Source organism: Pseudomonas sp. LBUM1666, from assembly GCF_059695775.1.
Map to the genome: position 1 here is coordinate 1275921 of NZ_CP166789.1, position 13007 is coordinate 1288927.

The 13007-nt window shown below is 59.0% G+C and carries 13 protein-coding genes and 1 pseudogene; 7 read left to right on the plus strand and 7 right to left on the minus strand.

Annotated features, from left to right (window positions below):
* Positions 1-522: 522 nt before the first annotated feature.
* A complete protein-coding gene (locus tag ACA056_RS05660; RefSeq protein ID WP_497271126.1) occupies positions 523-771 on the plus strand; it encodes a DUF6124 family protein in 249 nt (82 codons plus the stop codon).
* Positions 772-948: 177 nt separating this feature from the next.
* On the opposite strand, the gene ACA056_RS05665 is transcribed toward ACA056_RS05660, so the two are convergent.
* The 3 genes from ACA056_RS05665 to ACA056_RS05675 all read right to left on the minus strand — a co-directional run bounded on the left by ACA056_RS05665 (position 949) and on the right by ACA056_RS05675 (position 2733).
* The gene (locus ACA056_RS05665) at positions 949-1545 is read right to left on the minus strand and encodes a superoxide dismutase (RefSeq protein WP_497271128.1); all 597 of its coding nucleotides are present in this window, start codon (positions 1543-1545) and stop codon (positions 949-951) included.
* A gap of 176 nt (positions 1546-1721) precedes the next feature.
* Positions 1722-2324: a LysE/ArgO family amino acid transporter gene (locus tag ACA056_RS05670; RefSeq protein WP_497271130.1), complete on the minus strand. Its 603-nt coding sequence runs from the start codon at positions 2322-2324 to the stop codon at positions 1722-1724.
* Between the two features lie 7 nt (positions 2325-2331).
* The gene (locus ACA056_RS05675; protein WP_033057513.1) at positions 2332-2733 is read right to left on the minus strand and encodes an ACT domain-containing protein; all 402 of its coding nucleotides are present in this window, start codon (positions 2731-2733) and stop codon (positions 2332-2334) included.
* A 96-nt stretch (positions 2734-2829) separates the two neighbouring features.
* Between ACA056_RS05675 and ACA056_RS05680 the strand changes: the two genes are divergently transcribed.
* From ACA056_RS05680 to ACA056_RS05695, 4 genes and pseudogenes are all read left to right on the plus strand, one after another.
* Positions 2830-3723, plus strand: a complete 894-nt coding sequence (locus ACA056_RS05680) for a LysR family transcriptional regulator ArgP (RefSeq protein WP_497271132.1) — start codon at positions 2830-2832, stop codon at positions 3721-3723.
* Positions 3724-3784: 61 nt separating this feature from the next.
* Positions 3785-4777 (plus strand): NAD-dependent epimerase/dehydratase family protein, encoded by a 993-nt coding sequence (locus ACA056_RS05685; RefSeq protein ID WP_497271134.1) that lies wholly within the window; start codon positions 3785-3787, stop codon positions 4775-4777.
* A 118-nt stretch (positions 4778-4895) separates the two neighbouring features.
* Positions 4896-5771, plus strand: a complete 876-nt coding sequence (locus tag ACA056_RS05690) for an ATPase (RefSeq protein WP_497271136.1) — start codon at positions 4896-4898, stop codon at positions 5769-5771.
* 123 nt (positions 5772-5894) lie between these two features.
* Positions 5895-6741, plus strand: a pseudogene (locus ACA056_RS05695) (cache domain-containing protein).
* A gap of 87 nt (positions 6742-6828) precedes the next feature.
* Here the strand turns inward: ACA056_RS05695 and ACA056_RS05700 are convergent.
* Together ACA056_RS05700 and pobA are read right to left on the minus strand one after the other, a co-directional pair.
* A complete protein-coding gene (locus ACA056_RS05700; RefSeq protein ID WP_497271138.1) occupies positions 6829-8346 on the minus strand; it encodes an MDR family MFS transporter in 1518 nt (505 codons plus the stop codon).
* A gap of 80 nt (positions 8347-8426) precedes the next feature.
* Positions 8427-9611, minus strand: a complete 1185-nt coding sequence (pobA, locus tag ACA056_RS05705) for a 4-hydroxybenzoate 3-monooxygenase (protein ID WP_497273495.1) — start codon at positions 9609-9611, stop codon at positions 8427-8429.
* A 188-nt stretch (positions 9612-9799) separates the two neighbouring features.
* Between pobA and ACA056_RS05710 the strand changes: the two genes are divergently transcribed.
* The gene (locus tag ACA056_RS05710) at positions 9800-10696 is read left to right on the plus strand and encodes a helix-turn-helix domain-containing protein (protein WP_415766673.1); all 897 of its coding nucleotides are present in this window, start codon (positions 9800-9802) and stop codon (positions 10694-10696) included.
* Positions 10697-10705: 9 nt separating this feature from the next.
* Here ACA056_RS05710 and ACA056_RS05715 read toward each other — a convergent pair whose 3' ends face one another.
* Together ACA056_RS05715 and ACA056_RS05720 are read right to left on the minus strand one after the other, a co-directional pair.
* A complete protein-coding gene (locus ACA056_RS05715) occupies positions 10706-10882 on the minus strand; it encodes a hypothetical protein (protein ID WP_170206612.1) in 177 nt (58 codons plus the stop codon).
* Positions 10883-11100: 218 nt separating this feature from the next.
* Positions 11101-12006, minus strand: coding sequence for a LysR family transcriptional regulator (locus tag ACA056_RS05720; protein WP_497273496.1), 906 nt, complete (start codon positions 12004-12006; stop codon positions 11101-11103).
* 114 nt (positions 12007-12120) lie between these two features.
* On the opposite strand from ACA056_RS05720, the gene ACA056_RS05725 reads away from it, so the two are divergent.
* Positions 12121-13002 carry an MBL fold metallo-hydrolase gene (locus ACA056_RS05725; protein ID WP_497271141.1) on the plus strand — a complete coding sequence of 294 codons (882 nt, stop codon included), beginning with the start codon at positions 12121-12123 and terminating at the stop codon, positions 13000-13002.
* The last annotated feature ends 5 nt before the right edge of the window (positions 13003-13007 follow it).

The following is a 13007-nucleotide window of genomic DNA, read 5'->3' on the forward strand; positions in this document are numbered from 1 at the left end:
CCTGTTGAGTGGTGAGGAGCGAAAGGCGTGCCCGATCCATTGTGGGAGCGAGCCTGCTCGCGATGGCGGCCTGACAGCCGACCTGTTTCTTCCTGTAACACATCAATTCACTGTGGGAGCGAGCCTGCTCGCGAAGATGGCGGCGCATCCAATACCAATATGGCTGACTTGCCGCCATCGCGAGCAGGCTCGCTCCCACAGGGTTTTTTGTTGTGTAGGAAGTCGGTAGAACCTTCCCACGAGGTTTTCAGGTTGCCCGTAGGAAGCGGGTTCAATAACCTTTGGCTGTCGCTGAAAACTCAGCGATCGGGTGTGAGAACCCGGCTAGTCATAGTCATCCAGCGCCAGTATCCGCATAATTGCCGCCTGCTTATCTGCTGCAAATGCGTTATGGCGGCTGTGTGCGGGCGGACTTCGGTCCGGCCGGGTGTCTATGACCGGTTTCTCACCTCGCACATAGCTGCCACCTCTTCGTCGCGTGAGAAACGGCAAGGGATTGGCACCCAACGCATAGGCATTCCCTTGGATAAATTAATCCCAGACCCACCCTACAAACCCAATCCCATGTTCATGATTTCCCCGGACATGAACACCGAAACTCTCCTGGCCCACGCCTGTGAGTCATTGGCCTCGGCAAGTGTCATGGCCAGCGACTTCGCCACCTACCTGACCGGCTCCCAGCGCAGTACGGCGTTGGCCATCGCGCAGATCGTCATGTTGGCGGACTTAGCCGTTAATCGGGCGTTGGATATCGTCGACCCGCAGGAATAGGCGTTCAGTCAGTTCTACCGCGTTATCGTTCTTCGCGAGCAGGCTCGCTCCTACAGGTACAGTGGTGTCCTTGTGGGAGCGAGCCTGCTCGCGAAGGCGGTCAAACTGCCGCCCCAAGACTTTCCCGAGCGCATAAAAAAACCCGGCAAAAGCCGGGTTTTTTGACTGGCATCGATCTTAAGCGGTGAAGGTTTTGCCTTCGAACTGCTCAGCAACGAATTTCCAGTTGACCAGGTTCCAGAACGCTTCGACGTATTTTGGACGAAGGTTGCGGTAGTCGATGTAGTAAGCGTGTTCCCAGACGTCGCAGGTCAGCAGCGGGGTGTCGCCGTTGGTCAGCGGGTTGCCGGCGCCGATGGTGCTGGCCAGGGCCAGGGAACCGTCAGCCTTTTTCACCAGCCAGCCCCAACCGGAACCGAAGGTGCCGATGGAAGTCTTGCTGAACTCTTCCTTGAACTTGTCGAACGAACCGAAGGCTGCGTTGATCGCTTCAGACAGTGCGCCGGTTGGTTGACCGCCGGCGTTTGGCGCCAGGCAGTTCCAGTAGAAAGTGTGGTTCCAGACCTGAGCGGCGTTGTTGAAGATACCGCCCGAAGAAGATTTAACGATTTCTTCCAGGGTCTTGCCTTCGAACTCGGTGCCTGGCACCAGGTTGTTCAGGTTCACGACGTAGGTGTTGTGGTGCTTGTCGTGGTGAAATTCCAGAGTTTCCTTGGAAATGTGCGGCTGCAGGGCATCGTGTGCGTAAGGCAGCGGCGGCAATTCGAAAGCCATGATGATTCTCCTAATCAGGTCAGTTGCGGTGAGCGCAAGGCCGATCACGGGCGGCCAGACAAGCGCCGGGGAGTTTGTACTCTTTGCGGCGCATCGGACCGGATCATAGCACCGGGGGGGCGGCATAACCACGCAACAACTGTGTGGGATAGAGGTTCCAGAGCCTTTTGGAATAATCAGCCGGCGGTGATTAATTGAAAGGCCACGGTGAACATCATGACCGCCACCAACAGATCAAGGATTCGCCAAGTACTTGGCCGAGCCAACCATGGCGCCAACCACGCCGCGCCGAGCGCCAAGGTGAAAAACCACAGCAATGACGCACTGGCCGCGCCCACGACATAAGCGCCAGGCTCTGTTTGTTGTGCGCCGAGGGAGCCGATCAGCAACACAGTGTCCAGATAAACGTGCGGGTTCAGCAGCGTTACAGCCAAAGCACTGAGCATCACCGCGCGCAGCGAGCGCACGGTCTGGTTTTCACCTTGTTGCAGGCTCTGTTTCGAGCAGGCTCGACGCAACGCCAGGCTGCCGTACCAAATCAGAAACACCGCGCCGCCCCAACGGGCCACCGCCAGCAGGGTCGGGTTGTGCGCCAGCACCGTAGCCAGACCGAATACGCCAGCGGCCACCAGCAGCGCATCGCAGACGACGCACAGCGCCGCTACCGGCAGGTGATGTTCGCGGCGCAGGCTCTGGGCCAGCACAAACGCATTCTGGGTGCCGATCGCCATGATCAGCCCCGCGGCCACCAACAGGCCGTTCACATAGCTTTGCCACATTAGATGTTTACTCCGCGTTGGCCGCCAGATCCCGCAGTACGTGCAGGGCGCGTTCGGCATCGGCCTGGCCGACGAATAAATGGTCGTGGTAATAGCCGGCAATCACGTTGCAACTGATGCCGGCCTGGCCTAATGCCGTGGCGAATGCGGCGGTCAGGCCGACGGCTTCGAGGGCAGAATGCACGTTCAAGGTGATCCAGGCCGCGACGTAATCGAAACTGAAACCGGCCTTCTCGGCGTGGGAACGTTCCAGAATCACTGTCAGACCTTCCTGCTCGCGAAAGCTGCCGACAATCTCAAGGCCTGCCGGCAACTTGCCGTCGCGAAGGGTGCAGAACACGTATTCGCCGACGTTGAGTTGCGGGCTCATGCTGCGCAGCAGGGTTGCCAATGAAGTTTCGCCAGCCATGTCGATGATCCTTGTTCAAGAGTTCTTGCTGGCCATTCTCCGGTGCAAAGCTGTATAAGAAAAACCAATCTTACTGATCGCTCATTAGGAAAACTGATGTTCGACTATAAATTGCTTTCTGCCTTGGCCGCCGTGGTTGAGCAGGCCGGGTTCGAACGTGCGGCTCAGGTGCTCGGTTTGTCGCAATCGGCGATCTCCCAGCGCATCAAATTGCTCGAGGCGCGAGTCGGCCAACCGGTGCTGGTGAGGGTGACACCGCCGGCCCCGACCGAAATTGGCCGACGGCTGCTCAACCATGTGCAGCAGGTGCGTTTACTTGAACGGGACTTGCAAACATTGGTGCCGGCACTCGACGAAGAAGGCCAGCCGGAACGTCTGCGCATTGCTTTGAATGCCGACAGCCTCGCCACGTGGTGGGCCGTGGCGGTCGGGGATTTTTGCGCGGAACAGCATCTGCTGCTGGATCTGGTGGTTGAAGACCAGACCGTTGGCCTCAAACGCATGCGCGCCGGTGAAGTCGCGGCGTGCGTCTGCGCCAGCGAGCGCCCGGTGGCCGGCGCGCGCAGCGTTTTGCTGGGGGCCATGCGCTACCGTGCGTTGGCCAGCCCGGCATTTATTGCCCGGCATTTTCCTGAAGGTGTGCGCGCCGATCTGTTGTCGAAAACGCCGGCGTTGGTGTTTGGCCCGGACGATTTCCTACAGCATCGCTACCTCGCGTCCCTCGGCGTCGATGGCGGATTCGAACACCATCTATGCCCCTCGTCCGAAGGCTTCATCCGCCTCACCGAAGCGGGACTCGGTTGGGGCCTGGTGCCTGAACTGCAGGTGCGCGAGCAACTGGAGCGCGGTGTATTGGTAGAGCTTTTGCCTGATAAGCCGATCGATGTGCCGCTGTACTGGCATCATTGGCGCAATGGCGGTCAGTTGCTGGGGTTACTCACCGATCAGTTGGTGCGTTCGTCGAAGCAATGGCTGGTGCCGTTGGACTGACGGGCAGCGTCAAGACCTCACGCAATATGCAAAACGCAAAACGAAATATTCGGAGCAATTCATGAAGATTCTGGTTACCGGCGCAAGCGGCTTCATTGGCGGGCGCTTTGCGCGTTTTGCCCTGGAGCAAGGCCTGGACGTGCGGGTCAACGGTCGCCGGGCCGAAAGTGTGGAGCATCTGGTGCGCCGTGGCGCCGAGTTCATTCAGGGGGACTTGAGCGACCCGGAATTGGCACGCGATCTGTGCTCAGAAGTCGAAGCCGTGGTGCATTGCGCCGGTGCGGTCGGTTTGTGGGGGCGTTATCAGGACTTCCATCAAGGCAACGTGCAGGTCACCGAAAACGTGGTTGAGGCCTGCCTGAAACAGCGGGTTCGGCGACTGGTTCACTTGTCGTCGCCGTCGATCTACTTTGATGGTCGCGATCACCTGGGGCTGACCGAAGAACAGGTGCCCAAGCGCTTCAAGCATCCCTACGCCGCGACCAAATACCTGGCCGAGCAAAAAGTTTTCGGCGCGCAGGAGTTCGGCCTCGAAACCCTGGCCCTGCGCCCGCGTTTCGTGACGGGGGCTGGCGACATGAGCATCTTCCCGCGGCTGCTGAAAATGCAGCGTAAAGGACGGCTCGCGATCATCGGCAACGGCCTGAACAAGGTTGATTTCACCAGCGTGCAAAACCTCAATGAAGCGTTGCTCAGCAGTTTGCTGGCCAGCGGTTCTGCGTTGGGCAAGGCCTACAACATCAGCAACGGCACGCCGGTGCCATTGTGGGACGTGGTCAATTACGTGATGCGCAAGATGGAAGTCCCACAGGTCACGCGCTACCGTTCCTACGGTTTGGCCTACACCGTGGCGGCGCTCAACGAGGGGGTGTGCAAGTTGTGGCCGGGTCGCCCCGAACCGACCCTGTCGCGTCTGGGCATGCAGGTGATGAACAAAAATTTCACCCTGGACATCAGCCGCGCCCGGCATTATCTGGACTACGATCCGAAAGTCAGTCTCTGGACCGCCCTCGATGAATTCTGCGGCTGGTGGAAGGCCCAGGACATTCGCTGACGCACGGGTTAGCGCCGCCACACTGAACCGAGTTCGGGGTTGAGGGTCAATCGATGCGGCAGTGGGGGTTATACTGCGCCGCATCAAGCCATCACCGCGTTCCACAAAGGTTGACTCAATGTCCATGCGTAACGATGCCAACGACGACTTCGACGATGTACCGAGCCTGCGTGCCGACAGCCTCGACGACGATGATTTTCCGACCACCGCTCGCAACTCCGTGCATTCGCGGACCGCGCCAGTCGTCAAAGTCAAAAGCCCGAGCACCGGCCCGCTGTGGGCGCTGGTTGGCGCCTTGTTCTTTGCGTTTGCAGGCCTTGCCTGGTGGAGCTTCCAGCAGCTCTCGCTGATGGAACAGCAATTGGTGGCGACCCAGGAAAGTTTCGCGCGTATCAGTGAGGATGCGGCGGGGCGCTTGCAGGACATTTCCGGCAAGGTTGTGGCCAGTCAGACCAACGTCAGCAGCGACAGCGAAGCCTTGAAGCTGCAAATCAAGCAGCTGGAAAGCAAACTCCAGGATCAAAGCAAACAACAGCAAGGCGTTGTCGGCCAGACCACCGATCTGGACAAACGCCTGGCGCAGATGAGTGCCCAGACCACTGAGCTGGATAAGCGCTTGGCGCAGATAACCGAACAAGGCACCGAACAACAGACCGCCACCATTCAATTGCAGGCTCAGGTCAAAGTCTTGAACAGCGATGTGGCCGTGCTGAAAAGCAACCCGGCGGACACAGACAAATTCGACGCGCAACTTAAAAGCCTTGGCTCCGACATCGTTGCACTGAAGAAACAAGGCAACCCGAGCGCCGCCATCGAGCGCCTGGAGCAGGAAGTCATTATTCTCAAAAGCCAACAGGACAATCGCCCGGCCGCGACGCCAGGCGGGACCAATACCGCCGAATTCGACGCCTTCCGTGGCCAGGTCACCCGCAACATCAACACCCTTCAGGCACAGATCCAGAATTTGCAGCAGCAGCTGCGCGCAAGGCCTTGAGCCATGAATCATTCCCGGATGCGCCGGGAATGATTTCCTTACACACTGCCATTCGCTGAATATCCATACATACCCCATTGCCGTCTACGCTCTTGAAACACCGACAAGAACGAGGGATGCGCAATGGGGTTTTTGCATAGGTTGGCCTTGCTGGGCGTGATGCTTTTGCTGTGTCTTGGCCAGGTTCAAGCCGCCGGCACGGAAAAGGACGACAGCCAGGCTGCCAAGGCCTTGCTGGAAAAAGCGTGGCGTACTACCACGACAATGGCGACAAGGCCTTCGCTGCTTTCAGCCGTCAGGGGGAGTTTGTCGACAAGGATCGTTACGTGTTCGTGGTCGACACCAAGGGCGTGATGCTCGCCAGCGGCGGGCCGTCTTCGGCGTTGATTGGCCGTGATGTGTCCGATGTGCTCGGGCCGGATTTGCAGAAAGCCTTCAAAGACGCCTTGAAAGTGCCGGAGGGCAATGGCATTCAGCAGGCCGAATATCGCTGGCAGAACTGGTCCGACGGCAAGGTCGAACGCAGCATGTGTTCTACCAGCGCATCGGTCAGCGGATCCTGGCGGTCGGTTACTACTTGCCACGGGCCTCAGCGGAACAGGCGATGGCGTTGCTGAACAAAGCGGCGGCCGATCTGGCCAAGGACGAGAAGGGCACGCTCACGGCCATCAACTCCCTCAAGGGCGGTTACTTGCAGGATGACCTGTACGTCTTCGTCGTCGACCTGAATAACCAGCGTTATGTCGCCCACGGCACCAACTTGCGGTTGATCAATACCGATTTCAGCAAGATCAAGGACCCGGAAGGCAAGCCGGTTGGGGAGCCGATCCTGGCGCTGATGGCCAAGCAGGACTACGGCGAATACGAGTACCGCTGGAAAAACCCGGTGACCGGCAAGGTCGAGGACAAGCATGCCTACCTGAAAAAGGTCGGGCATTTTCTGGTGGCAGTGGGGTATTACAGCCCTTGAAGATCAAAAGATCGCAGCCTGCGGCAGCTCCTACAGTGGAATGCGTACACCCTTGTAGGAGCTGCCGCAGGCTGCGATCTTTTGCTTTTAGTGGACCTTATCCTCACGCCCCCGCAACACCATATTCGGCATGGCAACCGCCGCCGCCAGCCCCAGCAGCGACACCGCCGCACTGACCATCAGCAAATGTTGAAAGGTCAGCAGCAGTTCGGCGCGCAAGGCGTTCTGCGCATCCCCCGGCGCGGCGTTCAAACCATCGAGCAAGACGTTCCCCGAACTGCCCTCGGCAATCATCGAAGAGCCGGCCAGGTGGGCAAAACTTGAGTCCTGTAACAACGCCAGCAGCAGGGCTGACATCAAGGCCACACCCACCGCACCGCCCAGTGAGCGGAACAGGTTGGTGGTGCTGGTGGCGACACCGATGTCCCGTTGTGCCACCGCGTTCTGCGTTCCGACCAGGGAAGTCGGGAACTGCATGCCGCTAGCGATCCCGCTGAGCAACATAAACACACTACTGAGCACAAATGCTTGGGGAGGACTGAACGCCATACCGAGAATCGATATCGGCATGAGCACGGCGCCGGTCAGGATCATAGGTTTGTAGCGCCCGGTCACCGAGGTTCGGCGGCCGGCGAAATACGCCCCGATCGGCAAACCTATCGCCAGCGGCAACAGGTGCAGCGCGGCGCTGTCGGCCCCGGCGCCGGTAACGCTCTGGAAGCGCAGCGGCATCAACACAATCAGCGAGATCGCTTGGAAACTGGTGAAGAAGATCGTGCACCAGCACAGGATCGCATTGCGATTGGCAAACAAATGCATGGGCAGCAGCGGCTCCCGCGCCCGGCGTTCATGCCAGACGAACAGCGCCAGTACCAACACCGCACAACCGAGCAGGCCCAGCACTTCGGCGCTGCGCCACGAATGGCCCTGGCCGACTTGGGTGATGCCCAGCAACAAGGCGGTCAAGCCGATGATCATCAGCAACGTACCGAGGTAATCGATGATCGGTTTGCGTTGCGGCACTGGCAAACCCACCAGCGTTCGATTGGCCACCAGCCAGGCACCGAGGCCCAACGGAAGATTGATCAAAAATACCCAACGCCATGACAGGTACTCGGTCATGTAACCGCCGAGTACCGGGCCGGCCACGCTGGCCACTGCGTACATGCTGCTGAAATAGCCTTGATAGCGGCCACGTTCCCGGGGCGGCACGATGTCGCCAATGATCGCCTGGCTGACCGAAATCATCCCGCCAGCACCGATGCCTTGAAGAATCCGCGCCAGCACCAGTTGCTCCATGCTCTGGGCCATGCCGCAGAAAAACGAAGCAACCGTGAACAACCCCATGCCAAACAGCATCAACGTGCGGCGACCGTACAGATCGCCCAGTTTGCCGTAGATCGGCACGGCCACCGTCATCGCCACCATGTAGCCGGAAATCACCCAGGCCAGCAGGCTGACGTCCTTGAATTGTGCGGAAATGGCCGGCATCGACACGGCGACGATGGTCTGGTCCAGCGCGCCAAGAAAGATCGCCAGCATCAGGGCGATCAACACGCTGCGGATGGCCGGTTTTGGCGTTTCAGGCTGGTTGAGATTGGTCACGGGTTAGAACCTGCGGACAGTGATTGACCCGCAAGGAGCAAGGCGAGCGGGGATGCTCGCCAGTGTAAGTCGATAGCAGGCTATTCGATAGCCTCGTATGGAAGGCCGACGTAATTTTCTGCAATGGTTTTTCGACCGGCCTCGGAGTCGACGAAGTACCCCAGTTCCGACTCGGCAATCCGCTGGCTGAAGGCGTCGTTATCGTCAAAGCGGTGCAGCATCGAGGTCATCCACCAGGAAAACCGTTCGGCTTTCCACACCCGGCGCAAACAGACCTCGGAGTACTTCTCCAGCAAATCCACACGGCCTTCTCGGTAAACCTTCAGCAGAATGTTGAACAGCGTACTGACGTCACTGGCCGCCAGGTTCAGGCCCTTGGCGCCGGTGGGTGGGACGATATGCGCGGCGTCGCCGACCAAAAACATACGCCCGTACTGCATCGGCTCGACAACAAAACTGCGTAACGGCGCGATGCTTTTTTCGATGGAAGGTCCAGTGACCAACGATTCTGCCAACGCGCAAGGCAGACGGGATTTGAGTTCATCCCAGAAGCGCTGATCAGACCAGTTCTCGACGTGCTCGTCGGCAGGTACCTGAAGGTAATAGCGAGTGCGGGTGGCCGAACGCATGCTGCACAGGGCAAAACCGCGCTCATGCCGGGCGTAAACCAGCTCTTCGTGAACAGGCGGTGTGTTAGCGAGGATGCCGAGCCAGCCAAACGGATAGACCCGCTCAAACACTTTCAGGCACTCGGCAGGAATCGACTGCCGGGCCACGCCATGAAAACCGTCGCACCCTGCGATGTAGTCGCAATCGAGTCGATACAGCTCGCCATCCTTCTCAAAAGTCACGAACGGCTCTTCGGTTTTCATCCCGTGAGGAACGACGTTGCTTGCCTCGTAAATCGTCTGCGCACCGGCCTCCCGACGAGCGGCCATCAGGTCGCGGGTGACCTCGGTTTGACCGTAGATCATCACCGTTTTGCCACCGGTCAGGGCTTGCAAATCGATGTGTACCCGGCGTCCGTCGAGGGCCAATTCGAAACCTGAATGAACCAGCCCTTCGGCGTCCATGCGCTGACCCACCCCGGCCTGACGCAACAGCTCTACCATGCCTTGTTCGAGGACGCCGGCACGGATTCGACCGAGCACATAGTCCGGGGTCTGGCGTTCGAGAATGAGGGTGTCGACGCCGGCGTTGTGCAGCAATTGGCCGAGCAATAAACCGGACGGACCGGCGCCGATGATGGCGATTTGGGTTTTCAGCGTTTTCATTGTTTTTATGACTCGCAAGCTTCACGCAACCAGGGCCGGTGAATAATTTTTATGGATCGAGTGCTTGCATTTTTCCCTCGCGAGTCTGTCAATTGAAGGGGAAAACTGAGCCGATACCTGTACATTCTGCCAATCGGTGCGATTATCGCCCGCCTACCCCCGAGGCCTGGATTGAAGTGATGAACAAGCCTGACCTACCTTCGATTCCAGTGTTCAAGCTCTACGGTGAAAGCCTGGATTGGCCGACCCCGGACTTGCTGCACTGTGAAACCATTTCCAAACGCAGCCGCGAACACCAATGGGAAATCAAACCCCACCGTCACGCCGATTTGTGTCAGTTGCTCTTCGTGTTCAAAGGTCAGGCAGAGCTTGAAATCGAAGGCAAACGTACGCAATTGACCGAGCCGGCGATCCTGGTTTTGCCGCCGTTATCGGTGCATGGCTATCGTTTTTCCGAGGACGTCGAAGGGTTTGTCGTAACTCTTGCCGCGCCGCTGGTCGCCCATCTTCAGGCGCAACTGGGCAATTCGGTGAATGCCCTGGCCCAGGCCGAAAGTTATCCGGCGGGCAAGGAAGGCGAATACCTCAACAGCCTGTTTTCAGCGCTGCAAGACGAATACACCGGCCACCAGCCGGCTCGCGAAATGCTCATGCATTCGCTGGTCAGCGTGATCATGGTGTGGGTCAGCCGCCAAGTGATTTCCCGCCGCAACGCCAGCCAGCGTCCGCAGCGTGCCCGGGAATACCTCAACGGATTTATCCAACTGGTGGAAGAGACCTATCGCCAGCACGTCAAGGTCGAGGACCTGGCGCATCGGCTGGGGATTTCCGTGTCCCACCTCAACGGCACCTGCCGTGAGCTGGCGGGACAACCGGCGTTGCAGATCATGCACGAGCGTCAATTGCTGGAGGCCAAGCGCTTGCTGACCTACACCAGCATGACCATTTATGAAATGTCCGACGTGTTGGGGTTCTCTGATCCGACCAACTTCACGCGCTTGTTCCGACGTCGAGTGGGGATCTCGCCCAAGGCCTTTCGCGACCGCTTGAAGGCCGATCAGGACAACGAGGCCTGATCCCCTTCGTTACTTGAGGGCGTTAAGGGTCGCGTTGTGGGGAATGCAGCGTTCGAAGTTGCAGCTCGCGTATTCACGGGGCAGTTGTCGCAACTGCTCGACGCGCCAGGCCGCGGTGCCATACAGCGCGAGCGTGGCCGCGCAGGTAATGAAAATCGCGAGGTATCTTCTTGTTTTGATGTTCATGGTGTTGACCTCTGAACGAATACCCTTCGGTACTACTTTCAGCATAGGTCAGTGCCAGTGAGTTGCCAGCCGCGCGGTCTGCGCTTGTAACCCGACATTCAGAACACTGATGCCCCCTGTGGGAGCGAGCCTGCTCGCGAATGCGGTTAATCATTCAACAATGATGTTGAATGACCCGCCGCATTCGCGAGCAAGCTCGCTCCCACAAGGGGATTCGGTTACAGGCCGATATCCCACGCCGGTTCTTCCGGGAATCTGAGCACCAGAAAATCCAGCATGCTGCGCAGTGTCGCCGGCATGTGTTTGCGTGAGGTATACACCGCGTAAACGTTCATTTGCCGGGGTTCGGCAAGGGGCAGCAGGCGGATCAGTTCGCCGCTGTGGATATGCACGCCCGCCTGATAACTGGGGAGCATCGCCACCCCGGCGCCGGCCATCGCCGCGCGCAACAACGTGCTGGCTTCGTTGGCGCTGATGTTGCCCTGCACCGGCACTGACACCTGCTCACCGTCCTCCTCGAAATGCCATAGGCTTTTGCCGAAGTAGGAGTGGGTCAGGCAATTGTGCAGGCTCAGGTCCTCGACCCGCCGCGGTGTCGGGTGTTCGAGCAGATAAGCGGGGGAGGCGCAGATCACCGAGCGGCAGACCGTCAGCCGCCGCGCGATCAGGTTCGGGTCCAGGTCATTGCTGGTGCGGATCGCCAGATCGATGCGCTCATCCACCAGGTTCACCGTGCGGTCGAGCATCTGCATGTCGATGCTGACGCCGGGGTAGCGTTTGACGTAAGCGGCCATGGCATCCGCCAGTTGTGCCTGACCAAACGAAGTGCTGACGCTGATGCGCAGCAGGCCGCGCGGCGCATCGTCCGGTTCGCTGACGGCGGCTTGCATGTCCGTGGACAGGTCGAGCATTTGCCGACATCGAGGCAGGATTTCGCTGCCGGCGGCGGTCAGGCTCAGCTTGCGCGTGGTGCGGTGCATCAGGCGTGCGCCGACCCAATCCTCCAGCTCCGCCAGATAGCGTGAAACCACGGGCCGAGACAGGTCCAGGTGATCGGCAGCGGCCGACTGACTGCTGAGGTCAACCACCGTGACGAACACCCGCATTGCTTGTAGTCGATCCATCATTTGCTCACTTTCAGAAACAAACTATGTCCCAGCATCGCATTTTTTGTACTGAGTCATGCAACTAAGCTCTGTCCCATCGCCAAGCACGGCATTCGGACAACGGAGCAACAGATGATCGGCTTCACCTCGCTTAAACGTATTTTGCTGGCCACCGCTACTTTCGGTTTTGCCGCCCACGCAGTGGCAGCATCGACCCTGACCCTGGACGTCTACAACCCGGGTGACAAGGCGATCTTCCCGGTGACCTCGGTGCTGGTCAGCGGCGAGAAAGACGCGATTTTGGTGGATGCACAATTTGGCAAATCCCAGGCCAAGCAAGTGGTCGAGAAGATCCGCGCCAGCGGCAAGCAACTGACCACCATTTACATCAGCCACGGTGACCCGGATTACTACTTCGGCCTCGACACCCTGACTGCCGCATTCCCCAACGCCAAAGTGCTTGCCTCGCAGCCGACTGTGGATCACATCCAGAAAACCGTCGACGGCAAACTGGCGTTCTGGGGGCCGAAAATGGGCACCGATGTGCCTGCCAAAACCATCGTGCCGGATGTACTCAAAGGCGACAGCCTGATGCTCGAAGGGCAGAAGTTGCAGGTGGTGGGGCTGGAGGGCAAGCAGCCGGATCGCACCTTTGTCTGGATTCCGTCGATCAAGGCCGTGGTCGGTGGCGTCGTCGTCGCAGAAAACATCCACGTGTGGATGGCCGACACCCAGACGCCGCAGTCCCACGCCGATTGGATGACCACACTGCACGCCATCGAAACCCTGAAACCGAAAACCATCGTGCCGGGTCATTACCTCGGTGAAAGCGCCCGCTCCCTGGCCGCCGTGCAGTTCACCGCCGATTACATCAAGGCGTTCGATGAAGAAACCGCCAAGGCAAAAGACGCTGCCGCGCTGATCGCCGCGATGAAAAAACGCTACCCGAAGCTGGGTGAAGAAAGCTCGCTTGAACTGAGCGCCAAAGTCGCCAAGGGCGAGATGAAGTGGTAACCCGA